This is a genomic window from Mesorhizobium sp. LNHC252B00, assembly GCF_000502955.1.
Taxonomy (GTDB): Bacteria; Pseudomonadota; Alphaproteobacteria; order Rhizobiales; family Rhizobiaceae; genus Mesorhizobium.
The window spans coordinates 116,265-142,389 of the sequence record NZ_AYWO01000013.1 but is presented as its reverse complement, the minus strand read 5'-3'; the positions used below and the strand labels follow the sequence as shown (position 1 = coordinate 142,389).

Annotated in this window: 21 protein-coding genes and 2 pseudogenes; 11 read left to right on the top strand and 12 right to left on the bottom strand. The window is 62.8% G+C overall.

Annotated elements, in window-relative coordinates:
* Positions 1–143 precede the first annotated feature (143 nt).
* From X744_RS01000000169890 to gcvA, 4 genes and pseudogenes are all read right to left on the bottom strand, one after another.
* A pseudogene (locus X744_RS01000000169890) lies at positions 144–1,522 on the bottom strand (ABC transporter substrate-binding protein).
* Positions 1,523–1,675: 153 nt separating this feature from the next.
* Positions 1,676–3,194: pseudogene (locus tag X744_RS152305) on the bottom strand (hypothetical protein).
* 314 nt (positions 3,195–3,508) lie between these two features.
* Positions 3,509–4,813, bottom strand: coding sequence for a nicotinate phosphoribosyltransferase (gene pncB, locus X744_RS152310; RefSeq protein WP_023760285.1), 1,305 nt, complete (start codon positions 4,811–4,813; stop codon positions 3,509–3,511).
* A gap of 151 nt (positions 4,814–4,964) precedes the next feature.
* Positions 4,965–5,939 (bottom strand): transcriptional regulator GcvA, encoded by a 975-nt coding sequence (gene gcvA, locus X744_RS152315; protein WP_023760284.1) that lies wholly within the window; start codon positions 5,937–5,939, stop codon positions 4,965–4,967.
* 268 nt (positions 5,940–6,207) lie between these two features.
* Here gcvA and speB point away from each other — a divergent pair, with 268 nt between their 5' ends.
* From speB to X744_RS152340, 5 genes are all read left to right on the top strand, one after another.
* Positions 6,208–7,269: an agmatinase gene (gene speB, locus X744_RS152320; RefSeq protein WP_023760283.1), complete on the top strand. Its 1,062-nt coding sequence runs from the start codon at positions 6,208–6,210 to the stop codon at positions 7,267–7,269.
* Between the two features lie 79 nt (positions 7,270–7,348).
* Complete coding sequence (locus tag X744_RS152325; protein ID WP_023760282.1) at positions 7,349–8,155, top strand: transporter substrate-binding domain-containing protein; 807 nt, start codon at positions 7,349–7,351, stop codon at positions 8,153–8,155.
* A 6-nt stretch (positions 8,156–8,161) separates the two neighbouring features.
* Positions 8,162–8,818: an amino acid ABC transporter permease gene (locus X744_RS152330; RefSeq protein WP_023760281.1), complete on the top strand. Its 657-nt coding sequence runs from the start codon at positions 8,162–8,164 to the stop codon at positions 8,816–8,818.
* The gene (locus X744_RS152335; RefSeq protein WP_023760280.1) at positions 8,815–9,462 is read left to right on the top strand and encodes an amino acid ABC transporter permease; all 648 of its coding nucleotides are present in this window, start codon (positions 8,815–8,817) and stop codon (positions 9,460–9,462) included. The genes X744_RS152330 and X744_RS152335 overlap by 4 nt, the downstream gene beginning before the upstream one ends.
* Positions 9,463–9,739: 277 nt before the next feature.
* Positions 9,740–10,174 carry a peptidylprolyl isomerase gene (locus X744_RS152340; RefSeq protein WP_023760279.1) on the top strand — a complete coding sequence of 145 codons (435 nt, stop codon included), beginning with the start codon at positions 9,740–9,742 and terminating at the stop codon, positions 10,172–10,174.
* A gap of 204 nt (positions 10,175–10,378) precedes the next feature.
* Here the strand turns inward: X744_RS152340 and X744_RS152345 are convergent, their stop codons facing one another.
* The 8 genes from X744_RS152345 to X744_RS152380 form a co-directional block, all read right to left on the bottom strand.
* Complete coding sequence (locus tag X744_RS152345; protein WP_023760278.1) at positions 10,379–11,272, bottom strand: aldose 1-epimerase; 894 nt, start codon at positions 11,270–11,272, stop codon at positions 10,379–10,381.
* Positions 11,273–12,073 (bottom strand): FadR/GntR family transcriptional regulator, encoded by an 801-nt coding sequence (locus tag X744_RS152350; protein WP_245266699.1) that lies wholly within the window; start codon positions 12,071–12,073, stop codon positions 11,273–11,275. It lies immediately after the preceding gene.
* A gap of 2 nt (positions 12,074–12,075) precedes the next feature.
* Positions 12,076–13,077, bottom strand: a complete 1,002-nt coding sequence (locus X744_RS152355; RefSeq protein ID WP_023760276.1) for an ABC transporter permease — start codon at positions 13,075–13,077, stop codon at positions 12,076–12,078.
* The gene (locus tag X744_RS152360; RefSeq protein WP_023760275.1) at positions 13,074–14,597 is read right to left on the bottom strand and encodes a sugar ABC transporter ATP-binding protein; all 1,524 of its coding nucleotides are present in this window, start codon (positions 14,595–14,597) and stop codon (positions 13,074–13,076) included. The genes X744_RS152355 and X744_RS152360 overlap by 4 nt, the downstream gene beginning before the upstream one ends.
* A gap of 70 nt (positions 14,598–14,667) precedes the next feature.
* Positions 14,668–15,651, bottom strand: a complete 984-nt coding sequence (locus tag X744_RS152365) for a substrate-binding domain-containing protein (protein ID WP_031260540.1) — start codon at positions 15,649–15,651, stop codon at positions 14,668–14,670.
* A 25-nt stretch (positions 15,652–15,676) separates the two neighbouring features.
* Positions 15,677–16,453: an SDR family oxidoreductase gene (locus X744_RS152370; protein ID WP_023760273.1), complete on the bottom strand. Its 777-nt coding sequence runs from the start codon at positions 16,451–16,453 to the stop codon at positions 15,677–15,679.
* 5 nt (positions 16,454–16,458) lie between these two features.
* Positions 16,459–17,631: a galactonate dehydratase gene (gene dgoD, locus X744_RS152375; RefSeq protein ID WP_023760272.1), complete on the bottom strand. Its 1,173-nt coding sequence runs from the start codon at positions 17,629–17,631 to the stop codon at positions 16,459–16,461.
* Between the two features lie 381 nt (positions 17,632–18,012).
* Entirely contained in the window at positions 18,013–19,416 is a 1,404-nt protein-coding gene (locus X744_RS152380) for an MATE family efflux transporter (protein ID WP_023760271.1), read from the bottom strand.
* 267 nt (positions 19,417–19,683) lie between these two features.
* On the opposite strand from X744_RS152380, the gene X744_RS152385 reads away from it, so the two are divergent.
* From X744_RS152385 to ugpC, 6 genes are all read left to right on the top strand, one after another.
* The gene (locus tag X744_RS152385) at positions 19,684–20,601 is read left to right on the top strand and encodes an AraC family transcriptional regulator (protein WP_023760270.1); all 918 of its coding nucleotides are present in this window, start codon (positions 19,684–19,686) and stop codon (positions 20,599–20,601) included.
* A gap of 236 nt (positions 20,602–20,837) precedes the next feature.
* A complete protein-coding gene (locus X744_RS152390) occupies positions 20,838–22,109 on the top strand; it encodes a sugar ABC transporter substrate-binding protein (protein WP_023760269.1) in 1,272 nt (423 codons plus the stop codon).
* A 158-nt stretch (positions 22,110–22,267) separates the two neighbouring features.
* Positions 22,268–23,134 (top strand): sugar ABC transporter permease, encoded by an 867-nt coding sequence (locus X744_RS152395; protein ID WP_023760268.1) that lies wholly within the window; start codon positions 22,268–22,270, stop codon positions 23,132–23,134.
* A gap of 14 nt (positions 23,135–23,148) precedes the next feature.
* A complete protein-coding gene (locus tag X744_RS152400) occupies positions 23,149–23,961 on the top strand; it encodes a carbohydrate ABC transporter permease (protein ID WP_023760267.1) in 813 nt (270 codons plus the stop codon).
* A 14-nt stretch (positions 23,962–23,975) separates the two neighbouring features.
* On the top strand, positions 23,976–25,022 hold the full coding sequence (locus X744_RS152405; protein ID WP_023760266.1) for an NAD(P)-dependent alcohol dehydrogenase: 1,047 nt from the start codon (positions 23,976–23,978) through the stop codon (positions 25,020–25,022).
* A gap of 7 nt (positions 25,023–25,029) precedes the next feature.
* Positions 25,030–26,115, top strand: coding sequence for a sn-glycerol-3-phosphate ABC transporter ATP-binding protein UgpC (gene ugpC / locus X744_RS152410; protein ID WP_023760265.1), 1,086 nt, complete (start codon positions 25,030–25,032; stop codon positions 26,113–26,115).
* Positions 26,116–26,125 lie beyond the last annotated feature (10 nt).

Sequence of the window (26,125 nt, the reverse complement as noted above, 5' to 3'; positions counted from 1 at the left end):
CAGAGGTCCTTTCAGAATCGATTTCCGCACACCACACAAGAGTCCCTTTGTACTCATGTGCGATTCCCCTGCCCCTTGCGGGGGAGATGTCCGGCAGGACAGAGGGGGGTGGGCCGAAGGGCACTGCGCTTAAAGGACCAAGCCTAAAGCGCCTGCGTCGTGTAATCCCCCTCGGCCTCGTAAAGCCCGTCCTCGATCTTGGTCTTGTGGACGACTTTCAGCTTGCCGCCCTCGACCTTGGAAATGTTCTGGATGCCGAAGCACTGGTGGATCTTGCCATTGAAAGTTTTGGGCCCCTGCGGGTGCTCGGGTCCTTCGGCGAATTCGGTCAGAGCCTCGGTCGCCTCGACCAGCTTGGCGCGGTCTTCCGGTCCCTTGTAGCCGGCATCCTCCATCGCCTTCTTGACGACGTAGAGCGTTTCCCAGCAGCCGAACATATGGGCCGCGGTCGAGACGTCCTTTGGGTCGCCGACGGCGGCACCATTGTCGTCGATGCCGACGGCGGCGCGATAGGCCTTTTGCGCCTCGGAATCGTCTGGCTGCGCATAGCGCGGCGAGCCTTCCCAGAAATGGCTGCCGTCGAGGAATTCGAGGCCGGGGCTATTGATGTCGGTGGCTTCGAGCGAATCGATGAAACCGAACAGCTGCGGCCGGTTGGAGCCGTAGAACTCGCCGAGTTCCTTGACGAAGGTAAGCACCGCCGGGCCTACCATAACGTGATAGAGCACCTCGGTCTCGGCCGGGATCTGCGGGAAGTACTTGGTGAAGGAGGATTCCGTTGGCGGGATGGCGATCTGGGCGATGACGTCGGCGCCTTGCGCCTTCAGCGCCGGCGGCAGGTAGTCGCGATGGTCGTAGCCGAAGGCGAAATCCGGGAAGANTCGGCGCCTTGCGCCTTCAGCGCCGGCGGCAGGTAGTCGCGATGGTCGTAGCCGAAGGCGAAATCCGGGAAGATCATGGTGACCTTCTTGCCGACATTGCCTGCGATCCACGGCGCCATTGCCTGGATCTGGCTCTTCACATCGGTAATCCCGGGCTGGAAGACATACCGGTTCAGCTTGGTCGAGGCGACATGGTGGCCTTCGCTGACGACGAAATAGGGGATCTTGGCTTCGCCGGCAGCCGGCGCCGAACCGATGACGACGTGCGAGAACAGCGTGCCGAAGACGATGTCGGTCTTGTGCTGCGTGGCGAACTTGCCGACCACCTCGGCGCCACGGCCGGGATCCGTGCCGTCATCCTCGATGATCACCTCGACCTGGCGGCCATTGATGCCGCCGGCGGCGTTGATCGCCTTGACCGCGGCAGCCGTGGTCTTCTCGTACCAGCGGCCATAGGCAGCGCCGATGCCGGTGCGGTGCGACTGGAAACCGATCTTGATCGGCGCCGAACTCTGCGCCTGGGAATAGCGAACGAAGCCGGGAGCTGTGACCAGGCCGGCGGTGGCAGCCAGACCCTTCAGCGCCGTACGGCGGGTGAGGGCAGTCTTGGAGAGGTCGAAAAATCCGTTCTTGTCAGCCATGTTCGTTCCCCTGTTTTTCAGTTTTGACCAACGATAAGGCGGCTTAGGCATCCTCGCTCAGAGGACGCGAAAAATTGCATGTGTACAAACTAAATCATCAAAGCCTTGATGTGGCAAGCGAGCTTCCCCAACGATATCGAGGCCGCCGTTTTCTCATCCGGCGGTCGGCGTGGCAAGCAACCAGAGGCCGAAGACGGTGTAGGCGATCATCAGCAAGGTAAGCGGGAACTGGCTGAGCGCGGCGCGGGAAGGCTGCGGGTGCAGGCGCCAGGCGAAGCCGTGGGCGACCAGGACGGCCAGCACATGGCCCGATATGATGGCGCCGGCCTGGACATTCCACAGCCACCACGCCGAGTCCGCCCCGGCAACGATGCCGGCCTCGATCTGCATGTCGGCGGTGCCGAACAGGTTCCAGCCCATCGCGAACGGATCGGAAAGTGCCGCAAGCGCGTACTGTCCGTCGATGAGCAGCGCGGTCAGATAATGAGCGACATGATAGGCGAGCGCGATCGGCACGATCGACCAGACCAGCAGGCCAGCCGCCTCGCCGAGGGTATGATCGCCGTCGGCGAGGCGCTGGCCGAGCCAGACGGCAAGCAGGAACACCGCCGCCAGCAGCACGAATGTCAGCACCAACCCGAACGTGCCGCTGCCGATCACCGCGGTGCGGCCGGGAAATTCGAGCGGATTGATGCCGAACAGGCCAAGCCAGAAGAACGTCTTCGACAAGCCGTCGAACGATACCGACGACAGGGCCAGCAGCAGGAAGGCGATGCCGCTGGTCGGCAACGGCTTGGCGGCAAGCAGCTTGGCGCCCGGCCAGCACAGGTCAAGCCGGCCGTTCTCATCGCGCTCTACAATCGCGAAGCGCGCCACCATCGAGAAGAAAACCGTCAGGAATTCGCCGCTGCGGCTCCAGGCACGATAGCCGAATACCAGCATCGCAAGGAAGGTGAGCAGCCAGTAAAGGCCCGCGGCTGAGGCCAGCCGCACCGGATCGTCAGGCGCCGGATCGATGAGTTCGAACCAGGCAAAGGCGAAGAACAGTATCACTGCCGGCCAGTAGCCAAGCCATCGAGGGCATTGCCACCTTCCCTCGTCGTCCCCGCCCAACAGGCGCGAGACGAGGCGCCATGGCCCGTACCACGGGTTGAGCCATGACCAGAGATCGCCGAAGACGCCTTGCAACAGCGCGACGCCGGCCCACAGCAATGTCCAGATCACCAGCGGCAACGGGTTGGAGAGCGGGTCGCGGCTGCCGGAAAATCCGGCGGCGCTCAGGAGTGCAAAGCCGGCAAAGGATATCAGACTGACGGCAGTGCGGACGCTGTCGCCGAAGGTGAATAGCGGCAGGCGCCGGCGCCAGAAACGATCGAGCCAATCCACCGGCAGCAGCGCCAGCACGAGGAAACTGACGGCAACGGCGAAGGCGCCGCCGACCAGGTAGTAGCCCGTCGGCAGGAGCAGGACATGGCCACGGTCAGAGGCGTGCGCGAAGGCGGGGGTGGGGAGGAAGGCCAGCAAAGCGATGAGGCACGGGGGCGCNATGGCCACGGTCAGAGGCGTGCGCGAAGGCGGGGGTGGGGAGGAAGGCCAGCAAAGCGATGAGGCACGGGGGCGCAACTCTCGCAGGAAGGCACTCTACGGCGCCCCCCTCTGTCCTGCCGGACATCTCCCCCTCAAGTGGGGAGATTGGCAGTTTCTTCGATCGGCGCCTCTTTCGCTGCGTGGGGGATTGGCGAAAGCCGAAGTGACAGCCAATCTCCCCCCTTAGGGGGGAGATGTCCGGCAGGACAGAGGGGGGCGCCATGGAACTCACTCTATCCAAAAGCCCCACTCACCCCTCACACCTTGACCAGTTGCTCCACGCGGTCNTGGCCACGGTCAGAGGCGTGCGCGAAGGCGGGGGTGGGGAGGAAGGCCAGCAAAGCGATGAGGCACGGGGGCGCCATGGAACTCACTCTATCCAAAAGCCCCACTCACCCCTCACACCTTGACCAGTTGCTCCACGCGGTCCTTCTCCCCGAAAATCCTGATATAGCGCTCGATCTCGTTCTCATCTCCGGTCGCCTTGGCCGGATTGTCGGAGAGCTTGACCGCCGGCCTGCCATTGGCCTCGGTGACCTTGCAGACCAGCGATATGGCGTCGAGGCTGTTGGTTTCGGTCGGCGCGCAGCCTTCGAAATCATTGGTCAAATTGGTGCCCCAGCCGAAGGACATGCGCACCTTGCCTTTGAAGTGGCGGTAGGTCTCCTCGATTGTCTCGACCTCAAGCCCATCGGAGAAGATCAGCAGCTTCTGGCGGGGATCCTTGCCCTTGTCGCGCCACCACGACAGTATCTTCTCGCCGCCCTCGATGGGCGGCGCGCTGTCGGGGCGGAAACCGGTCCAGTCGGCCACCCAGTCCGGCGCGTCGCGCAGGAACGACGCGGTGCCGAAGGCGTCGGGCAGCACGATCAGCAGATTGCCGCCATAGTAGCGCTGCCAGTCCTGCAGCACCTTGTAGGGCGACTGTTTCAGCTCTTTTTCGGAATTGGCCAGCGCCGCGAATACCATCGGCAGTTCATGCGCGTTGGTGCCAAGCGCTTCGAGGTCGTTGTCCATCGCCAGAAGCACGTTGGAGGTGCCGGTGAACGCCTCGCCGATACCTTCCTTCAGCGCTTCGACGCACCAGCGCTGCCACAGGAAGGAATGGCGCCGGCGCGTGCCGAAGTCTGAGATGCGGATGCCGGGCAGCGCTTTCAGCCGTTCGGTCTTGGCCCACATCTTGGCCTTGGCGCGGGCATAGAGCACATCGAGCGCGAACGGCCCGAACGCGCGCATGGCGGCGCGAGATCGAAGTTCATTGATGATCGCCAGCGCCGGGATCTCCCACAGGGTGGTGTACATCCACGGCCCGTTGAAGGTCAGTTCATATTGCCTGTCCCGCTTCGACAGCTCGTATTCGGGCAGCCGAAAACCTTCGAGCCAGGCGAGAAACTCCGGCTCGAAGATCTGCTTGCGGCCGTAGAAATTGTTACCGGCGAGCCAGATCATCTCCTTCTTGGAGAAGCGCAAGGTGCGGGCATGATCGAGCTGTTCGCGCAATTCGCCCTCATCGATCACGTCCGCGAGGCGAACCGAAGTGGTGCGGTTGATCAGCGAGAAGGTGGTCTCGACCTTGGGGTACATGCCCCAGATCATCTGCAGCATCAAAAGCTTGTAGAAATCCGTGTCGAGCAGGCTGCGCACGATCGGATCGAGCTTCCAGGTGTGGTTGTAGACCCGCCGCGCAATATCGGTCTTAGCCATGTTTCAACACCGCCTTTGCTGCCTGCAATCCACAACCGCGACAGGCCTCATAGCATCGAATTCGCCAGAACGCTGCCCGGTTTCAGGCTGGCCCGACAAAAAGAGAGCCCTGTGGAGGCGGAAGCCCACCGATGGCCACCGCAAGCCGCTGTCAGGTTCCGGTTTTGGCACCGATGACCCTGAGCGCCGGACGCTTGCGGCGGCTGACGATGCGGCCCGCTACCGGCGCGTCGGCGCGGCCGTCATCCCCGGCCTTCTCGGCAAACAGCCAATCGATGAACACCTGCACGATCGGCGTCGCCCTCATCTCGTTGCGACAGACGACATAGAAATCGTCGACCGCCGGCACCGACAGGCTGAACGGCGCGACCAGCATACCTCTGGCCAGCAACGCGCTCGCCGTCACGGAATCGCCCAGCGCCACGCCATGGCCATGCACCGCCGCCTCGGTCGCCATGCGTGCGTCGCCAAGATGATGGCGGCGGCCCCGCTCCAGGTCCAGCGCGTCGGCGGCCGCCAGCCATGTGTGCCATTCCCGGCCATCGTCGCCATGCAGGAAGACATGGTCGGCGAGATCCCTGACGCTGCGGATCGGACGGTTGTTGATCAAGGTCGGGCTGACCACCGGAAACAGTTCGAGGCCCGACCATTTGCGCATCCAGCAATCGGCCCAGCTGCCGTCGCCATAATGCACGCAGACGTCGATGTTCGGCGCCCGCAAATCCCTAGGGTCGTTGGAGGGGATAAGCGTCAGACTTATGTCGGGATATTGCGCCATGAAACTGCCGAGCCGCGGTGTCATCCACAACAACAGCAGCGCCGGCACGCAGGAGACCGAAAGTGTGCCGCTGCTCGCCGGCCTTGTCATGCGCTGGGTGGCGGTCGCGATACTGTCGAAGGCCGTCGAGACCGCCGGCAAAAGTTCGGCGCCGTGAGGAGTCAGTTTGACCCGCTGACCGACCCGCTCGAACAACTTGACGCCGAGCGACTGCTCGAGTGCCTTGATCTGGTGGCTGATGGCGCCATGCGTGACATTCAGTTCACTCGCCGCCTTGGTCAGCGAGCCATGGCGGGCCGTTGCCTCGAAGGCACGCAGCGGATTGAGAGGCGGCAGCCGGTTGGCCATGAGCATCCATTCAAGCGCGATCCCGAAAAGCGGAGGCCGGTTTTCGGATCAGATCGTGCTCCGAGTTTATTGTGAGATTTTCTCACAGAGAACACGCTAACATTATCATTTGATTTTTCAATGGGGCTGCCAGACACTTGAGCCCGAAACAGCTTCAAGACGTGAAATCTGCAGGCAGCCAGCGCGACAGCGACCCGCCCGGACGACGGTCGGCTCGCCAGGCATCGCCAACGGTCGCACTGCATCAGCCCGGGCAGGAGGAGCGGATATGGGATACGATCGCGGCAAGCTCGATGCGTTGCGTCGCAAGTATGGTGAAAGCCATGGCGGCGAGATGTTCGACCCGAAGTTCCGCAAGGTCGCCGACAAGATCTTTTCCAAGAGCGGCACGCGGCTGGCGCCCTATTCCGGCATCCCGACCTTCCTCGCCGCACCTTACCGCGAAATAGCGGCCGATAATCCGGATTTCGGCGATTTGCAGGTGGCGATGATCGGCGTGCCGATGGATCTCGGCGTCACCAACCGGCCGGGCGCGCGCTTCGGGCCAAGGGCGCTGCGCGCCATTGAGCGCATCGGCCCCTACAATCACGTGCTGGAATGCGCGCCGACACATGAGCTCAGGGTCGCCGATATCGGCGATACGCCGTTCCGCAGCCGCTACCGGCTGGAGATCAGCCATGATGACATCGAGCGCCGCACCAACCAGATCGTCGATGCCGGCGTCATTCCATTGTCTGTGGGCGGCGACCATTCGATCAGCCATCCGATCCTGAAAGCCGTCGGCAAGAAGGCTCCGGTCGGGCTGATCCACATCGATGCCCATTGCGACACCAGTGGCCTCTTCGACATGACCAAATTCCACCATGGCGGGCCGTTCCGCAACGCCGTGCTAGACGGCGTGCTCGATCCGACGCGCACGATCCAGATCGGCATTCGCGGCTCGGCCGAATATCTGTGGGAGTTCACCTATGAGTCCGGCATGACGGTGGTCCATGCCGAGGAAGTGACCGGTCTCGGCATTCCCGCCACCATCGAGAAGGCGCGCAAGATTGTCGGCGACGGGCCGACCTATGTCTCCTTCGACATCGACAGCGTCGATCCGGCCTTCGCGCCCGGCACCGGCACGCCGGAAGTTGGCGGGCTGACGACGCGCGAAGTGCTTGAACTGCTGCGCGGCCTCAAGGGCCTCAACATCGTCGGCGGCGACGTCGTCGAGGTGGCGCCGCAATACGACGCCACCACCAACACCGCGCATGCCGCCGCACAGGTGCTGTTCGAGATCCTGAGCCTCATGGTGTTCAGCCAGGCTGTTACCGGCAAGGGAACCTGACGTTCAGAAAGCAAAGGCGGCCGCCGTACTGGAGCCGGCGGCCGACCCAAACAAACAAAGCTTCCAGAGGGGAATAAAAATGACGATCCGAAAGACATGTGCATCCATAGCCGCCATGCTGATGCTCAGCACCGCTGGTCTCTCATTGGCAATCCAGGCCGCCAGCGCCGATGCGCTGGCCGATATCACCAAGGCCGGCGCCATCAATGTCGGCGTCTTCGCCGATTTCCCGCCCTTCTCCTCGGCCAGCGCCGATATGAGCCTCAAGGGCTATGACATGGATGTCGCGCAATACATTGCCGACACGCTCAAGGTGAAGCTCAACCCAGTCTCCGTCACCGGCCAGAACCGCATCCCATACTTGAACGACCACCGCGTCGATCTCTTGATGAGCGTCGGCTATTCGAAGGAGCGCGAGCAGGTGATCGACTTCGCTGTCGCCTACGCGCCCTACTACATCGCCGTCATCGGTCCGGCGGCACTTTCGGTCAAGGGCAAGGAAGACCTTGCCGACAAGTCGATCGCCGTCAACCGCGGCACGCTGGAAGACACCTCGCTCACCGAGGCAGCGCCGGCGTCGGCCGACATCAAGCGCTTCGACAACTACAATTCGGTGATCCAGGCCTTCATCTCGGGCCAGACGCAATTGATGGTCGTCGGCAACGATGTCGGCGCGCAGGTGCTGGCCAAGCAGGACGCGCTGGAGCCCGAGCAGAAGTTCCAGCTCCTGACCTCGCCCTCCCATATCGGTCTCAACAAGAATGAGGACAGCCTGAAAAAGGCGGTCAACGATGCCGTTGCCAAGATGCTGGCGGACGGCAAGCTCGACGAAAGCTCGAAAGCCTGGCTGAAGACGCCGCTCAATCCCGACAATCTCAAGGATTGAGTTTCCGTGGCCTTTGCCTGGCTTCCAGGTGCTGTCGGCGACATAGCGCGCGGCGCGGCCACGACGATCCTGTTGATCGCCGTGACCACGCTGGCGGGAACGTTCCTCAGCATCCTGGGTGCCGCGGGGCGCCGCAACGGCCCGGTGCTGCTCAAGCGGGCCATCGCCTGGTATGTCGAGATCATCCGCAACACGCCGTTCCTGGTGCAGCTGTTCTTCATCTTCTTCGGCTTGCCCAGCCTCGGCATCAGGCTCGATCCGGTACTTGCCGCCATCCTGGCGATGACCCTCAACATGGCGGCCTACACCATCGAGATCGTCGGCGCCGGGCTTGACGCCGTGCCTGGCGGGCAGACGGAAGCAGCGCTCGCGCTGGGCTTGAGACAACGCCAGGTGTTCATCAAGATCGTGCTGCCGCAGGCGCTCAAGGTGATCTTTCCAGCGCTGGCCAGCCAGATCGTCATCATGATGCTGGAGTCCGCCGTGGTGTCGCAGATCGCGGTGCGTGAGCTGACCTACGAGGCCGACATGCTGCAGGCGCGCACCTTCCGCTCCTTCGAGACCTATTTGGTCGTGACGATGGTCTATCTCCTGATGTCGATGGCCTTGCGCCGGCTGCTGGTCACAGGCGGCCGCCGCGTCCTGGGGGCTGGCGTGTCATGATCGAATTCACCTTCTGGGACATCGTGCGCAACCTGCTGCTCGCCGCCCGCTGGACGGTGCTGCTATCGCTGGCGGCCTTCATCGGCGGCGGCATTGTCGGCCTGGTCGTGTTGTTCTTCAGGATCGCCAAGAATAAGTGGAGCCGGCGCGTCGCCTCCGGCTACATCGCCCTGTTCCAGGGGACGCCGCTTTTGATGCAGCTGTTCCTGATGTTCTTCGGTCTGCCGATGCTGGGCCTGCGCATCGAGCCATGGACGGCGGCGGTGCTCGGCCTCACCTTCTTCGCCAGCGCCTATCTGGCCGAAATCTGGCGCTCCGGCGTCGCCGCCCTGCCACTAGGCCAATGGGACGCCGGCGCCAGCCTCGGCCTGCACTACCTGCAGGAACTCAGGCTGATCATCCTGCCGCAGGCGTTTTCGATCACCCGCGCGCCGACAGTCGGTTTCCTGGTGCAGCTCATCAAATCGACGGCGCTGACCTCGATCATCGGCTTCGAGGAACTGGTGCGAACCTCCAACGCCATCAACAACGCCACCTTCGAGCCCTTCAAGGTCTATGGACTGGTGGCGCTGATTTTCTTCGTCATGTGCTTTCCGCTGACGCAGTACGCGCGGAAGCTCGAAAAGCGGGCGATGGCGCATTGAGGCCGAATGCACGTTGATGTTGACGGGCATCGACGGCGATTACACTGAGTGCGGTGCTGGCTTAGCCGGCGCTGAAGATTGCCGGCAGTATCATCGCGCAGGCAGCACGCGAATGAAGGCGACGCGTGGGAAGCCAGTCGGCAGCTCTAGCGCTTTACATCTGCAGCCGAGTACCTAGTTTTAAAGCTTCGCACCGTGCACCTTCGTGCGTGGATGATCGAGAACGGGACCGTGAGCTCTGGCCGGTCCCTCAAAAACTTCCGAAAGGATGACTGCTATGACACAGGCCAAGAATGGCGACACCGTGCGCATCAACTATACTGGACGTCTGGCCGACGGCACTCAATTCGATGCTTCCGGCAGCGAACCGCTGCAATTCACGCTGGGTGAAGGGCAACTGATCCCTGGCCTTGAAACCCAGGTCGAGGGCATGGAGGTGGGTGCGAAAAGCACCGTCAAAGTTCCCGCCGAGGCCGGCTATGGGCCACATCGCCCTGAAGCGGTCATGACCATCGACCGCGCCAAGGTGCCAGACAACATCAACGTCGATGTCGGCACTCGATTGCAGGTTAGAACCGGCGACGGGCGCCCCATGCCGGTAACGGTCGTCGGCGCGGACGACGCCAGCGTCAAGCTCGACGGCAATCATCCGTTGGCCGGAAAGGACCTGGTATTCGATGTTGAACTGGTCGAGATCGTTCAGGCGGCGTAGTTTCGGCGTCAACGGGATGAATCATGGCTGAAAGTTTGAGTCACCGGTTCGACTCAACCCGCAGCGCGAAGAATATGACGGTCGCCGAGCAACGGGCGGCCGTCCCATATCAATGTCCGAACACCAGCGGCGGCGCCAGGCGATCCCGCCGCAACAGCGCCAGAAGCCGCGCCGCCACGGCCAGCCGGGCGGCCGCTGTTGCCTTTACTTCGGTATAGGCAAAGATGAGACACGGAAGCTGCAACCAGCCGCCAGGCTCTCGCCAGGGCCAAGCACCGTCAATCCATTCCATATGTCGATCGAGCCGCGGTTGTGAGCATCGACGACATGACTTACCGGCTCGAAACAGAAAAAGTCGCTCGCCTGCGATGGCGAATAGACCTGGTAGAAGTTCAAGGGCGGCGACGCCTCGATCCTGAGGCCGCTATTTTGCTCCGGCCAACATATGGAAGCGACGCCGTCCCAGCCGGCGAAGGCATTGTTTATCCATCCGACTGGCAAGGCGGTCGGCGTGCCGAAATCCCAATCGGGACGGGTTTTGACATCCACGAACCCGTCAGGAAGATGGTCCGGCCGTTCGAGGCAGACCTGTGACGCCGGGGCGTGAAGCGTTGTCCGTGAGGTTCTGGGCAACCATGGATGAACGCCAAGCCCGAACGGAAGCCTGACCGTCGCGCGGTTGACGATTTGAAGCAGCAGTTCGAGCGCCTGTCCAGTCAGCGCGTAGCTCACCTCCGCGCGGTACCGGTACGGGCCGGGTCCCCCGCTGGTCAGCGACAGCCTGGCATGGTCCGGCGTCAGGCTGTCGACATCCCATGCTTTTGAAAATCCATTGCCGTGAATGGGAAACGGCTCGCCGGCAAGGTTGGGAAGCAGTTCGTGAAAATTGGCGTCGAAGGTGAAGCCACCGCTCGAGATGCGATTTGACCATGGCAGGAGCAAATTGCAGGCGAGATCGAAGGGGTTCGAACTCCCGTGCTCCGGCCATGGCCTGAACAGCGGCACGCGGCCATGGTCGAACCGCGCCAGACCTGCCCCAAGCGACGGAACAATTTCGGCGGACAGGTCGCCGCTTCGAATTTCAATGGTCTCGATCATTCAGACGGTATCGGCCTTGGCAGCGGCGGCCGGCTGTTGATGGCGACCCTTGCGGGCGACAGCGAGAAGGTCATTCGACGCGATGCCGATCAGCGCTTTCATCTGATCATGCGCGTCGTCGACCCTGCGCATGCGGATGGCTTCCAGCACGTCGCCATGCGCGCTCAGTGTCTGCTGGTAGTTGGCGGTGGCCGATGTGGTCAATCGGAAGGAGAAGCTCAGCGCCGCAGCAAGCATGTTGCCGAGATTGGCGAAAACCGGGTTGCGGCTGGCGCGCAGGATGGCGGTATGAAAACGGACGTCGGCGTCGAGACAGGCGGCGAGGTCATCCTCCGGCGCTATCCGCATGGCCTCGTAGGCGGCTTCGATCACAGCGAGATCGCCCGAGGTCGCCATCTTCGCCGCAAGCTGAGCGGCAGCTGGCTCGATGACCAGCCGCGCCTCGATCAAGCCGCGAACAAAATCGAGATCGGGCTCGATGTCGCGCATCCATTCGAGAACCTGCGCATCCAGCCTGTTCCATTCGCTCGACACACGCACGCGGGTGCCTGCCCGCTTGCGCGCCTCGATCAATCCCTTGGCCGAAAGCGTCAGCAGCGCATCGCGAAGCGCTGTGCGGCTGGCGCCGTAGATGACACACAGTTCAGCCTCGGTCGGCAGCAGCGCGTGCTGTGCATAGGTGCCGGCGAGAATGCGCTGTCCGAGATCGCGGGCGATACGATCCTTCAGGGATGACGTGGCGCCATCCCCGGCGGACGGATCCTGCTTGCCTTGACCAGTCGAAGCGGTCGCCGCGTCCATCGTCATGTCCTGTTCAAGTGGTACTCGGCAATCACCACAGCAAGGATCAGCAGCGAGCCTTTTGCAAGCAATTGATAAAAGGTTGGTACCGACGTCAGTATCATTCCGTTGTTGAGCACGCCAATGATGGCGACGCCGAGCAGCGCGCCGACAATCGTTCCCTTGCCGCCCTGCAAGGCGCAGCCACCCAGCACCGCCGCTGTAATGGCCTCGAGTTCCAGGCCCTGCGATCCGGATACAGGCTGCCCCGAGCCGGTGCGGGCAGCCAGCAGGATCCCGGCCAGACCGGCGGCAACGCCACTCATGATGTAGATGCCGACGCGGTAGCGGTTGATGTTGATGCCGGAGAAGCGGGCGACAACGGGATTGCCGCCGAGCGCATAGATGTTGCGGCCGACGATCGAGCGCGCCAGGAAGAGATGGAACACGATCGCGGTCAGAACAAGAATCCAGATCAGCAGCGGCAGGCCGAGGATCCGCCCGATGCCTATGAACCGGAACGTGTCGCTGAAGATGGCGATCGACTGGCCATCGGACATGATGAAGGCGATACCCCGAAAAATAGCCATGGTGCCGAGCGTGGCAATGACCGCATTGACCCGTCCGTAGGTGATGATGATGCCGTTGACGAGACCGGCAAGACCGCCAAGCACCAGGCCGGCAACGATGCCCGCCGAGGGCGACCCGGTCGCTTGGATGGCCATTGCAGTCGATACGGTGGTCAGGCCGACAGTGGCGCCGACGGCGATATCGAGGCCGCCGGCGACAATGACAACCGTCTGGCTCATCGCCAGCACGCCGAGGATGGTGATGCCGAGACCGATGTTGAGCAGGTTTCGGCTGGAGAAAAACACATCGGCGCGCAGCGAACCGAAGATGACGACGAGAATGGCGAGCGCGACCAGCAGGCTGATGTTGTGAACGCCAAGGCGCTCCACTAGGCGCGAGGAAGCCCCCCTGGCGCCGGTCTGCGCTTTCGAGGCGCGAAGCTCGAGGCTGTTCATTGGATGTGGTCTCCGAGCGCTGGTGCCGATTGCGGCATGGCGTGTTTGAGGATCGTCGCCTCGTCGATGTCGGGCCGGGACAATTCGGCGGTGATGCGGCCTCCCGCCATGACCAGAACCCTGTCGGCGAGGCCGATGAGTTCCGGCATTTCCGAAGAGATCAGGATGATGCCGATCCCGCTTGCCGCGAGTTCATCGATCAGCCGATAGATTTCCGCCTTGGCGCCGATGTCGATGCCGCGGGTCGGTTCGTCCAGGATGAGCAGCATCGGCTGCCGGGCAAGCCAGCGCGCCAGAACGACTTTCTGCTGGTTGCCGCCCGACAGCTTTGAAACCTGTTCGTCGAGATTCGGAGCCTTGATCGACATCTTGGCTGCCAGAGGCGAGACAATCTCCAGCGCCTTGCGCCGATTGAAGAAGCCGAAGCTCGACGTCTTGTCGGGCACGCAAAGTGCCGCGTTGTCGAGAATGCTTCTAAAGAGCAGCAGCGCCTCGTGCTTGCGGTCTTCCGGGGCAAAGCCAATGCCGGCGACGATTGCCGCATGCGGACTGTTGGCGAGAACCGACACACCGTTCATGGCTATGGTTCCAGCGAGGCGGCGGTCATAGCCGACAATCGCCTTTGCCAGTTCGGATCGGCCCGCACCCACGAGGCCGGCGATGCCGAGCACTTCGCCTCGGCGAACCCTGAGGCTGACATCGCTGACGCGGTCGGTGCTCAGGCCCGCCACGTCCAGCAACAGTTGTCCCGCCCGCCACGTCTCGCGCGTGAACAGGTCGGCTATGTCGCGGCCGACCATGAGCTTGGCAATGGTCTGTTCGCTGGCACCGGCTGCCGGCGAATCGTCGACCAGCCGACCGTCGCGCAAAACGACGATGCGGTCGGCAAGGTCGATGATCTCGTTCAGCCGGTGCGAGATGTAGACGATCGATGTTCCCTCTTCGCGCAGTCGGCGGATGACTGAAAACAGGCGGCGCGCCTCGTCATCGGTCAGCGACGAAGTCGGCTCGTCGAAGGCGATCAGGCGGCCGCCGGCGCGGATGGCGCGCATGATCTCGATCATCTGCCGTTGCGCCGGGCCGAGTGTGCTGCACAGTTGCCGCGGCCGCATGTCCTGCTGCATGCCGAAGGTCGCAAGCACCCGGTCGGTCTGTTCCTCCAGCTTGCGCCAGTCCAGCAGCACCCCCGCCAGTCGCGGCAATTCACCGACGAAGATATTTTCGGCAACCGTCAGGTTCGGCACGATCTCCGGCTCTTGATGGATGACGCGAATTCCGGCCCGATGGCTGTCGCGCGGCTCGCCGAAAACAATCGGCGTGGAACCGTGCCGCACGGTGCCGCCGTCGGGGCCGAACACACCTTCGAGAATGCGCATCATCGTTGATTTGCCGGCGCCGTTCTCGCCGACCAAAGCGAGCACCTCGCCCGGCCGGAAGGCGATCGAGACGCTGTCGAGCGCCTGCACGACGCCAAAGCGCTTCGATACCTTGTCGAGCGAGAAGAATTCCGGTTGGGTCAAAGCTCACTCCTTGGGAATACGTGCAACCGTACAGCGTCATGCGCCTTACGGCGCATGACGCGTAGCCGGTTCACTTGCAGAGCTTGGCCTTGTAGTCCGAGGCAAAATTGTCGGCGGTGATGTATTCCGGGTCGGTGAAGGATTGAACCGGCAGCTGCGTTCCATCCTTGATCGAGGCCAACAGGATCTTTACCGCCAGCGCGCCATGGTTTGCAGAGTTCAGCCACATCGTACCACGGAATGCCGAAGGCTTTCCGGATCCGAAGGCCTCACAGGCGCGACTGCCGTCAATGCCGATGCCCATGCCCTGGTCCGGGGTATAGCCGGCGTTTTCCAGGGCACGCGCCCCACCCAGCACGCCGTCGTCATTGCAGGAATAGAATATCCAGTTGGTGACACTGGGGTTGGCGGTCAAGGTGGTGGTCATCACGTCGATGGCATTGACCATCGTGTTGTCGTAGGGGACGCGAACGATGTTGGCGGGCTTGAAGTCGGGCACCGCCTTCAGGAACGCCTCTTCGGCGCCCTTGTTGCGCTGCATGCAGGTATCCGCCTTGCGGTCCTCGATCGAGGCGATGCGCACCTCTTTTCCGGCCCAGCCGCCGGTCTTGTAGAGCTTGGCCAGCTCTTCGCCCACCCGCGCGCCGATATTGTACGCATTCATCCCGACATAGGGGACCTGGGAGCCGTCCTGGTAGTAGATGTCGTCGTCGACCGCCACCAGAGGAATTTTCGCTGCCTTGGCTTTCTCGGCGATGACCGGTCCCAGCGCCTTGTCGGGAACGACGATGGCGATGCCCTTGACGCCGTCACCGACCATTGTATCGAAAGTGGTGATCGTCAAATTGGCGTCGAACTGGACGTCCTGCGATACGAAGGTGGCTCCGCCCGCCTCTGCCGCTTTCTTGGCGCCGCCGACTTCGGCGACGAACCATGGATGGTCACCCATCTTGTTGATGTAGCCGATCTTGATGTCGTCGGCGCTTGCCGCGCCGGCCATCAATCCGCCAGCCAGTATCGCCAGTGCTGCCACTGTCTTGGTCGTCGATTTCATGTGGATCCTCCCTGCTTGATGGTTGTCAGTCGTGGTAGAGAACCGAGCGGCCACCATCGATGGTGATCGTTTCGGCATTGATGAACGGCGCTTCGTCGGAAGCGAGGAAAACGGCCGTCATTGCAACCTCGTCCGGTCGGCCAATGCGCTTGGGCGGATGGAGGTCATAGGCCCGCCGCTTCTCCTCGGCGGGGTTTGGAAATGTGTTCCAGTAGGCTTCCGCGATCGGCGTCTCGATATAACCGGGGGCGATCGCGTTCACGCGGATGCCGCGCGCCGCATATTCGATGGCGAGCGAGCGGGTCAGGCCGACAAGCGCATGCTTGGCAACCGGATAGGGAAAAGTGTGAGGAATGATCTTGAAAGCGTGGCAACTGGCTATGTTGACGATCGATCCCGAACCGTTCGCCAACATCGTCGGCAGAACCGCCTTGGCGCAGAACCATGCGGCCTGGAGGTCGAGCTTCAGGCAACGGTCCCATTCCTCGTCCGGCATCAGCAGGGGTTCGTGGAAGACGTTAGCGCCGGCATTGTTGACGAGAACGTCGATGCCGCCATAAGCCGCTATCGTGTGGGCTACCATGTCGGCTACCGCCGATTGGTCCGTGACGTCGATTTCGACGAAAAGCGCGTCGGCACCCTGGGCACGCAATGCGTCGGCGATTGCCTTGCCGCTTGCCGCATTCAGCTCGGCGATAACGGTCTTTGCCCCCTGCATGGCGAAGGCCCGGGCCGTGGCGGCACCAATGCCCTGTCCGGCGCCGGTGACGATTGCGATCTTTCCCTGAAGCCTGCCTGTCATGGCGCTCACCAATCGACCACGGTGCCGTCGGGCATGATCGCGTTGCGGGCATGCAACACTTCCTGCTTGAAGGGGTGGCGCGCTATGACATCCTCATTGACGGTGACGCCTAGTCCCGGCAGTTCAGGCACGTCCCAGCGGCCTGGTTTGCGTTGGATCGGCCAGGAAACGACGTCGTCGTACCAGGCGACCGCGCCGGACATCTCCTCCTGGATGATGACGTTCGGCGTCGATATGCCGAAGTGAAGTGCTGCAACGCCGGCGATCGGGCCGAGCGGGTTGTGCGGCGCAAGGCCGACGCCGGCCGTTTCCGCCAAGGCCGCGATCTTCTTGGTCTCGAGCAGGCCGCCGGTGTGGCAGATATCCGGCTGGGCAATGTTGAAGGCGCGCGCCGCGATCGAGTGGGTGAACTCGCGGCGCCCGATCAGCCGTTCGCCGGACGCGATCGGTACCGCCGATCGCGCGGTGATATGCGCCAGGCCGGCGACATCTTCAGGCGGCACCGGTTCCTCGGCGAACATTATGCGGGCCGGCTCGATCGCCTTGAGGTAGTCCATCGCCGCGTTGACGGAGGCCGGGCGTCCGTGAAAGTCGACCATGATGTCGATATCGGGACCGACGGCTTCGCGCAGCGCGCCAACCATGTTTGCAACGGCGTCCACTGCCTTCGCCGGCGAGACATAGTGGGTGTAGGGAATGCAGACGACCTTGACCGCATCATAGCCAGCCTGCGTCACGATGCGTCCGCGTTCGACGATCATGTCCGCCGACCCGCTCTCATAGACCGCCTTCATGTCGCCCAGGCCGAGATGCGTGTAGGTGCGCAGATAGTCGCGAACCTGACCGCCGAGAAGCCGCCAGACCGGGACGCCCAGCGACTTACCCAGAATATCCCAAAGTGCGATCTCGATGCCGCTGACGGCTGACATTCCCTCGACGCCGAGACGCCAGAAGCCATGCCGCGTCAGGATCTGGTAGCACTGTTCGACATTGCGCGGATCCTGCCCGATCAGCAGCGCCTCGAGGTCCTGCAACGCGCCGACAACGGCACGCGTCTTCCATTCCAGCGTCGCCTCACCCCAGCCAAACAGACCGGGCTCGTCGGTTTCGACCCGAACGAAAACCCAGTTGCGCATTTCCGCATTGCAGACCAGCGCCTTGATGGCCGTAATTTTCATTGATCCTCCCCGTGTCGTCTTTTTTTACGACATTATGTATGATTTATTACGGTTAACATGTGCAAGTCAAGTGCAGCATGGCCGGGTTCATGTCGTATTTTGCTGGCAATGCCGGCAGCAGGCGCAAAGCGTCATCAGGGCCTGAGCCCTTCAACGTCGGCAGTTCACGTCGGTGCACACAGGGTGTTAGAAGGCCCGCTCCTGGCCTTGCGAGCCTCGAAGCCGCCAGTCCGCCACGGCCCGTGCCGAAACGTTCATTGCGTCGGCTAATCGCCGGCTCATGGCGCTTAGCCGACGTTTCGCGTCAGTTCTGAAGGCGCCGCTGGATGGGCCTCAAAGTTGGGACATAACGGCCACCTGGCAGCGGGCGTCCGGCTGCTCTCAGTGCCCGAACACCAGCGGCGGCGCCAGGCGATCCCGCCGCAGCCAGCGCGCCAGAAGCAGCGCCGCCACCACGGCCAGCCCCGACGACAGGCCGATCCAGATGCCGACGCCACGGAAGCTGAAATGGAAGGCGAGCAGCACGCCGAGCGGCAGGCCGACGCCCCAATATCCGATCGCGGCATAGATCATCGGCACTTTGGTGTCGTGCAGGCCGCGCAGCATGCCGGCAGCCACCGCCTGCGCGCCGTCGAAGACCTGGAACAGGGCGGCGAAAACCAGGAACGAAACGGCAAGCGCGATCACCCTGGCATTGGCCGGGTTGCTCAGATCGATGAAGGCGCTGATCAGCGGATGCGGCCACAGGATCATCACCAGCCCCATCAGCGCCATGAACGAGACGCCGATGACGAAGGCGGTCCAGCCGGCGCGCGAAACGCCTTCCGGATTGCCGGCGCCGTGGGCAAGCCCGACGCGCACCGTCACCGCCTGGTTGAGGCCGAGCGGCACCATGAAGCTGATCGAGGCAATCTGGATGGCGATCGCATGCGCGGCGAGCGAATCCGCGTCGATCAGGCCCATCAGCAGCGCCGCCGCATTGAAGATCGTCACCTCGAAGGCGAGGAGGCCGGCAATCGGCAGGCCGAGCCGCAGAAGACCCCTGAAGCGCGGCCAGTCGGCGCGCCAGAAGCGCCCGAACAGACGGTAGCGCCGGAACCTCTTCTCCAGCATCACCACGACGGCCATGCCGACGAACATCAGCGTGCTGGACAACGAGGTGGCAAGGCCTGAGCCTGCGATGCCCATCGACGGGATGCCAAGATTGCCGAACATGAACAGCCAATTGAAGAAGGCATTGCAGGCGACGGCGACGAAGACGATGACCAGCGCCCAGCCCGGCCGCTCCAGTGCCGAGATGAACGAGCGCAGCACGATATAGCCGTAGAAGGGCAGCACCGCCCATTCGAGCCATCGCAGATAGATGCCGGCCTGATGGGCGAGTGCCGGATCCTGGCCCATGGCCAGCAGGATAGCCTCGCCGTGCCACAGCACGAGCCAGATCGGGATCGAGATCAGGATCGCAAGCCACAGGCCCTGGCGCACGGTGCGGCGCAGGTCGCGCACCGAATGGCGACGGCGGCCGAGCTCGGTCGCGATCATCGGCGAGGTCGCCAGCATCAGGCCAAGCCCGAAGATCAGCGGCATGAAATAGAGGTTGGCGCCAAGCGCGCCGCTGGCCAGCGTATCCGGCCCCAGACGGCCCATCATCATGACGTCGGTGGCCGTCATCGCGGTCTGGCCGAGATTGGTCAGCACCATCGGCCAGGCGAGCGCCAGCGTCGCCATGATTTCCTGGCGCCAAAGATTTTCCGGCGCGCGAGCGCCGGCTTCGATCGCAGACATTGTCCTGTTCTTTCCAGTTGCGGCGCGTCGGCAAAGAGCCGGAAGCCGCATTCGAACGGCAAAACCTTCGGTTTCGCGGCGTTTGCGCCAGCTTTTGGACGAAACGCGACATGAAGGCAAGAGAGGAGGAGCGGGAACAGATTGAGCCAGCCGGAACACCGGGACCACCACTGGTTGCCGCCGAAGTGCATTTCACACTTGAGCAATCGGCTGCTACGGATTGCATGGAGGGTGTGGCGACAGATTCCGGATTTTCCAGGAGGCAGGATGCAGTTCAGGCGCAGGAAGAACCCGGTTGCGATCCCGCGGACAGCGCCGTCCTTCGAGCACATCGTCACCCAGGCGAGCGAAAGCTTCCTGTGGCGGCGCGACGACTATCCCTGGGAGCGCAACGTCTGGAACTTCCATCCGGAATACGAGATCCACCTGCTGCGAAAATCCTCCGGCGTGGTCCTGGTTGGCGATCATATCGGCGAATTCGGGCCGGGCTACCTGACCATCGTCGGTGGCGGGCTGCCGCATGACTGGGTGACCTCGGTGCAACCGGGAGAACTGATCGAAGGCCGCGACATCGTCCTGCAGTTCGATGCGCAGAGGTTGCGCGGATCGGCAGGCCTGTTGCCGGAATTGCGCGAACTGGAACCGTTCCTCGAACGGTCGCTGCGCGGCATGGTCTTTTACGGCCGCACCGCGCTGGATGGTGCCGACATCATGGAGCGGATGGGCGAGGTTAGCGGGCTAAGCAGGTTCTGTCTTTTCCTGGATCTCGTCGACCTTCTCGCACGCACCGACGAGTACGAATTGCTGTCGTCGCCTGATTTTTCGCCGGTTCTCGATGCCGCCTCGCTCGACATCATCCAGCGCACGCTGACCTATCTGTTCCAGCATTTTGCCGAGGATCTGAAGCTGCCGGAGGTGGCGGAACTGGCCGGAATGACGGAGAGCACGTTCTCGCGGTTCTTCCAGAAGAACACCGGCAACAGCTTCAGCGACCACCTAGCCAAGCTCAGGCTCTGGCAGGCTTGCAAGCTTTTGGCGGCCACCGATATCGCGATCACCGATATCTGTTTTCAGGTCGGCTACATGAACATCTCGAACTTCAACCGCGCCTTCATGCGCAAGCACAAGATGACGCCGTCATCTTATCGCCGGCTGTCACGGCAGCGGCTGACAATGCGTGCATAAGCGCATCCTGAAATACCGTTTCAGCCCGATACTCATGTGACAGGCGTCGTATCCCGGCGCCGGTTTTTGCACCGCACAATGCATAAAAGTACAGGTCTGCTGCAACGAGGCTTCTAGCAAGCCTCGTCGCAACTCCGCATTTTAGCGATGGGTGGCATGTCACTCGGGCGATGGTGAGGATCGCGCAAGCCGAGGACTTCCGCTTCCTGCGAAATGTTCCTGGAGGAGAAAAGATCATGAAACCAGTTCGGCTTGCTGCCAGCCTTGGCGCAGCTTTTATGCTTTCCGCTACCGTTTCCACCATTGCCTTGGCGCAGGCGCCGGTCTGCTCGGCGCCGGTCAAGGTGCTGGCGCAGCCACGCGACGGCCTGACGCTTCTGGAGGACTCCAAGGACGAGTTCCAGAAGCTAGCCGGTGCCAGCTTCCAGATCGACTATCTGAACGAGAACGACCGCCGTGCGAAATCGCGCGCCGATGCGTCCACCGTCGGCAACTACAACGTCTACTATGTCGACGAAGCCAACGTGGCGCTATTTGCCTCGTCGAAATGGATCGTGCCGCTCACCGACTATTATCCGGCGGACTACGACTATGCCGATTTCGATCCGGGCCGCCAGAAGGTCGCCACCTATGACGGCAAGGTCTGGTTCGCGCCGCTGACCGGCGGCGGCGACCTGATGGTCTACCGCAAGGATATTCTGGAGGCCGCCGGCATCCAGCCGCCGAAGACGCTGGACGAACTGATCGCCGACGTGCCGAAGCTGACCAATCCGGACAAGGGCATATATGGCATCGCGCTGCGCGGCGCACGCGGTTCGGGCGCCAATGTCTGGCGCTGGATGCCGTTGTTCAAGGCCTATGGCGGCCAGTGGTTCGACGGCGACAAGCCAGCCTTCAACTCGGAGGCCGCCGTCAAGGCGACCGAAACCTATCTGAAGCTGTTCAAGGATTCGGCACCCGGCACGCAGACCGGCAGCTGGGATGAATCGACCGGCGCCTTCCTGGCCGGCCAAGTCGCCATCCTTGTCGAATCGACGCCGCTGTCGGGCATGGCGGTCGATCCGAAGACCTCGCAGGTGGTCGGCAAGATCGGCTTCCTGCCGCCGCCGGCGCCGCTTACCGGTGGTGGCTACGGTCATGGCCTTGCCATCGCGGCAAAGGCCAATGCCGACGATGCCTCGAAGAAGTGCGCCGGCCTGTTCATCGCCTGGGCAACGTCGAAGGAAAACGAGAAGCGCCGGCTCGACGCCCACCAGTTCGGTGAGCTGAACCGCACCAGCATCCTGTCCAGCAAGGAATTCGCCGACATCTACGGCGCCGACCTCGGTCAGGCGCTGGCCGAGACCGGCAAGGTCACGGCGGTCAACTTCTGGCAGGATCCGCGCTGGCCGGATCTCGGCGATCGCTGGGGCATCATCCTCGAGGAACTGGTCACCGGCACCCGCACCGACGTCAAGGGCGGCCTCAACGAGCTTGAAGCCTATGCCAACGAGCTGGTGAAGAAATAAGCCATCCTCCCCTGCGGCGCGCGATCCGCGGCATTCGACCGAATGTCGGGACCTGTGCGCCGCAGGTCCCCTTTTCTCTCCCGCTGCCGTTTGAGCCGGCCATCGCGCGAAAGGTCCAGCCATGTTCAATCGCCCGAGACGCAGCCAAGGATAGACAGATGCCGCGACGCTCATCCTTGCCGGTCACCTTCATCGTGCCGACGCTCGTCATTCTCCTGATCCTGTCTATGGTGCCGACGCTCTACGCGATCGTCATTGCCCTGCAGAACCGCGAGCTCTCCTCGACGGCCTATTCCTATGTCTGGTTGTCGAACTTCTATGACCTGTTCTTCGACCGCCGCTTTCTCAATGCGGTCTGGGTTTCGGTGAAGTGGGAGGTCGTCACCGTTGTCGCCACCATGGCCGTGGCGATCGGACTGGGCGTGCTGATGTTCGAGGTCGCCTCGCCGCGCCTGCGCAACATCTACTGCCTGCTGTTCATTGTCCCGGTCCTGCTGCCGCGTGTCTCGGCCGCCTTCGTCTGGAAGTTCGCCTACCATCCGCTCTACGGCATCGCCACCTACCCGTACCGGCTGCTGACCGGCGGGCTGATCTTCGACCCGCTGTCCAAGCCGGCGACGGCACTGTTCGCCGTCGCCTCCGTCGATGTCTGGCAATGGGGCCTGTTCTTCGCCGTCATCGTGCTGAAGCTGCTGGAGACCTTGCCGCCGCAGCCGATCGAGGCGGCGCGCCTCGACCACGCCAGGCACTGGCAGATCCATGCTTATGTGACCTTGCCGATGCTGAAGGCGCCGCTGATCAGCCTGATGTTCGTCAAGATGATCGAGTCGCTGCGCTCCTTCGACCTGATCTATGTGATGACCCGCGGCGGACCGGGCGTGGCGACCGAAACGCTCGATATGTACGCATTCTCGCAGGGCTTCATCGAGTCCGGCAAGGTGTCCTATGCCTCGGCGATGGCGGTTCTGATGATGATCGCCACCGTCATCACCTTCACCATGCTGTGGAAGCGGGTGCAGGCATGAGACCACCATATCGCATGAGGCCGGGCCGCCTTGTCGGCAAGGCCGTGCTGGCCTTCGCCTGCTTCATGGCCGTGTTTCCGCTGTTGTGGACGGCGCTCAATTCGCTGAAGAACAATGTCGATATCATCACCCGCGTTCCGCGCCTGGTGTTCACGCCGACGCTGGCCAACATCAGCTACATCATCGGCCGCGACAGCGTCATGACCGGCCTCTACAACTCGGTCATCGCCTGCGGCGTCGCGGTGCTGATCGGCGTGGTGCTTGGCCTGCCTGCCGCCTATGCTGTGGCGCGCTACCCCAACCGCTGGGCCGGCGACATCCAGTTCTTCGTGCTGTCGCTGCGCTTCCTGCCGCCGGTGGCTGTGGCCATCCCGCTGATGGTGATCTGGCTGCAGCTCGGCCTCTACGACACGCTCGCTGCGCTGATCGTCACCTATTCGCTGCTCACCATCTCGGTGATCATGTGGCTGGCCATTCCCGCCTTCCAGAGCGTGCCGAAGGAGGTCGAGGAAGCCGCCTTCGTCGATGGCTACGGCGCCTATTCCGTGTTCTGGCGGATCGCACTGCCGGTCGCCGCGCGCTCGCTGATCGGTGCGGTCGCGTTCAGCTTCGTGCTGGTCTGGAACGAGTTCCTGATCGCGCTGATGCTGTCCAGCTCCAATGCCAAGACCTTGCCGATCGTCGCCTCGGAACTGTCCCAGCAAGGCATGAACGTGCCGTGGGGCATCCTCAATGCCTCGGTCGTGCTTCTGTCGCTGCCGCCGCTTCTATTCCTCGGCGTGCTCAGCGGCTTCCTGAATTCCGTTTTCCGGCAAAAAAAGACTTGAAGCGAGGACGAGATATGCGGGCTTTGGTGCTTGAGAAAAAGGGCGAGCTGGCTCTGCGCGAGATTGCGTTGCCGCTCGACGTCGGGCCGGACGACGTCAGAATCGCCATCCACACGGTCGGTGTCTGCGGCAGCGACGTGCACTATTACACCCATGGCGCCATCGGCAGTTACGTCGTGCGCGCGCCGATGGTGCTTGGCCACGAAGCGTCCGGAACGATCGTCGAAGTCGGCGCCAATGTCAGGACGCTGAAGGTCGGGGATCGCGTCTGCATGGAGCCGGGCGTGCCGAACCTGTCATCGCGCGCAACAAAACTCGGCATCTACAATGTCGACCCCGACGTAAGCTTCTGGGCGACGCCGCCGGTGCATGGCATTCTTGCGCCGCAAGCCGTGCATCCGGCGGCGTTCACCTACCGGCTGCCGGACAACGTCTCCTTCGCCGAAGGGGCGATGGTCGAGCCCTTTGCCATCGGCATGCAGGCTGCTGCCCGCGCTCGCATCGTTCCGGGCGACGTGGCGGTCGTCGTCGGCTGCGGCCCGATCGGCATCATGATCGCGCTGGCAGCCCTTGCCGGCGGCTGTTCGAAAGTGCTGATTTCGGACTTCTCCGCCCCGAAGCTCGAGATCGCGGCGCGCTATCCGGGTATCGTCCCGGTCAATATCGGCGAGCAGTCGCTGGTCGAAGCGGTGGCTGTGGCGACCGACCATTGGGGCGCCGATATCGTCTTCGAGGCCAGCGGCAGCCCGAAGGCGTTCGCCGATCTGTTCGAGGTCGTGCGCCCTGGCGGCGCGGTGGTCCTCGTCGGATTGCCGGTCGAGCCGGTGGCGCTCAATGTGCCTGCGGCCATATCGAAGGAAGTGCGCATCGAGACGGTGTTCCGCTACGCCAACATCTTCGACCGTGCTTTGCAGCTCATCGCCTCCGGCAAGGTCGACCTCAACCCGCTGATCACCGGCACCTATCCCTTCGACGACAGCATCGAGGCCTTCGAGCGCGCGGCCGCGGCGCATCCGGAAGACGTCAAGCTGCAGATCCTGATTTCGAGCGAGAAGGGCTGACCGAACCATGTCCGCGATCACCTGCTCCAATATCGAGAAGTCCTACGGCGCGACGACCGTCATCCGCGACCTGAACCTCGCCATCGAGGAACACGAGTTCGTCGTCTTCCTCGGCCCTTCCGGCTGCGGCAAGTCGACCTTGCTGCGCATGCTGGCGGGGCTGGAGGACATCAGCGGCGGCGAGGTCTCGATCGGCGGCAAGGTGGTCAACGACCTCGACCCTGGCGACCGCGGCATCGCCATGGTGTTCCAGAACTACGCGCTTTATCCGCACATGACGATCTTCGACAACATCGCCTTCGGCCTGAAGCGGCAGAAGGTGCCGAAGGCGGAAATCCAGCAGCGCGTCGAGGCGGTCTCGAAGACGTTGGGGCTGGATCCCTATCTCGGCCGCAAGCCGGCGGAGCTGTCCGGCGGCCAGCAGCAGCGCGTGGCGATTGCCCGCGCCATGATCAAGACTCCAAAAGTGTTCCTGTTCGACGAGCCGCTGTCCAATCTCGATGCCAAGCTGCGCAATCACATGCGCATCGAGATCGCCCGGCTGCACCAGTCGCTGGAGACGACCACCGTCTACGTTACCCACGACCAGCTGGAAGCAATGACGCTCGCCGACCGCATCGTGCTTTTGCGCGACGGCCGGATCGAGCAGATCGGCTCGCCGGCCGAAATCTACGAGCGGCCGGGCAATCTGTTCGTCGCCGGGTTCATAGGGACGCCGAACATGAATTTCATCGACGTAGCCGTGGGGCGCAAAGACAACCGCTGGATTCTGACGAGCGCCGGTGCAGTCTTTTCGATCGAAGGCTTGCGTTTCAATCTGCAAGGGGTTGAGCGCGCGGTGCTTGGTATCAGGCCTCCGGATCTAAAGACCGCTGCCGCTGATGCTGGCAACCTTCTTGAAGGCACAGCCGATCTCATCGAGTTTCATGGCAACGACGCGCTGGTGATCTTCGGTTCCGGCGGCAAGGAGATCAGCGCGCTGGTGCCGACCCGCGAATGCCCTGCCGTCAACAGCCATGTCCGCTATGCGGTCGACGAAACGAGCCTTCACCTGTTCGATGCGAAGTCTGGCGTGTCCCTGCTGAGACAGTAGCCCGCTTTAC

Excerpts from the sequence above, each read along its gene's own strand:
- gcvA (WP_023760284.1), bottom strand. The coding sequence starts at position 5,939 with ATGGCCAACCGGCTGCCGCCTCTCAATCCGCTGCGTGCCTTCGAGGCA.
- X744_RS152345 (WP_023760278.1), bottom strand. The coding sequence starts at position 11,272 with ATGATCGAGACCATTGAAATTCGAAGCGGCGACCTGTCCGCCGAAATT.
- X744_RS152390 (WP_023760269.1), top strand. The coding sequence starts at position 20,838 with ATGAAACCAGTTCGGCTTGCTGCCAGCCTTGGCGCAGCTTTTATGCTT.
- X744_RS152340 (WP_023760279.1), top strand. The coding sequence starts at position 9,740 with ATGACACAGGCCAAGAATGGCGACACCGTGCGCATCAACTATACTGGA.
- dgoD (WP_023760272.1), bottom strand. The coding sequence starts at position 17,631 with ATGAAAATTACGGCCATCAAGGCGCTGGTCTGCAATGCGGAAATGCGC.
- X744_RS152350 (WP_245266699.1), bottom strand. The coding sequence starts at position 12,073 with ATGGACGCGGCGACCGCTTCGACTGGTCAAGGCAAGCAGGATCCGTCC.
- X744_RS152370 (WP_023760273.1), bottom strand. The coding sequence starts at position 16,453 with ATGACAGGCAGGCTTCAGGGAAAGATCGCAATCGTCACCGGCGCCGGA.
- X744_RS152400 (WP_023760267.1), top strand. The coding sequence starts at position 23,149 with ATGAGGCCGGGCCGCCTTGTCGGCAAGGCCGTGCTGGCCTTCGCCTGC.
- X744_RS152385 (WP_023760270.1), top strand. The coding sequence starts at position 19,684 with ATGCAGTTCAGGCGCAGGAAGAACCCGGTTGCGATCCCGCGGACAGCG.
- X744_RS152355 (WP_023760276.1), bottom strand. The coding sequence starts at position 13,077 with ATGAACAGCCTCGAGCTTCGCGCCTCGAAAGCGCAGACCGGCGCCAGG.
- X744_RS152380 (WP_023760271.1), bottom strand. The coding sequence starts at position 19,416 with ATGTCTGCGATCGAAGCCGGCGCTCGCGCGCCGGAAAATCTTTGGCGC.
- speB (WP_023760283.1), top strand. The coding sequence starts at position 6,208 with ATGGGATACGATCGCGGCAAGCTCGATGCGTTGCGTCGCAAGTATGGT.
- X744_RS152405 (WP_023760266.1), top strand. The coding sequence starts at position 23,976 with ATGCGGGCTTTGGTGCTTGAGAAAAAGGGCGAGCTGGCTCTGCGCGAG.
- X744_RS152325 (WP_023760282.1), top strand. The coding sequence starts at position 7,349 with ATGACGATCCGAAAGACATGTGCATCCATAGCCGCCATGCTGATGCTC.
- X744_RS152395 (WP_023760268.1), top strand. The coding sequence starts at position 22,268 with ATGCCGCGACGCTCATCCTTGCCGGTCACCTTCATCGTGCCGACGCTC.
- X744_RS152365 (WP_031260540.1), bottom strand. The coding sequence starts at position 15,651 with ATGAAATCGACGACCAAGACAGTGGCAGCACTGGCGATACTGGCTGGC.
- ugpC (WP_023760265.1), top strand. The coding sequence starts at position 25,030 with ATGTCCGCGATCACCTGCTCCAATATCGAGAAGTCCTACGGCGCGACG.
- pncB (WP_023760285.1), bottom strand. The coding sequence starts at position 4,813 with ATGGCTAAGACCGATATTGCGCGGCGGGTCTACAACCACACCTGGAAG.
- X744_RS152335 (WP_023760280.1), top strand. The coding sequence starts at position 8,815 with ATGATCGAATTCACCTTCTGGGACATCGTGCGCAACCTGCTGCTCGCC.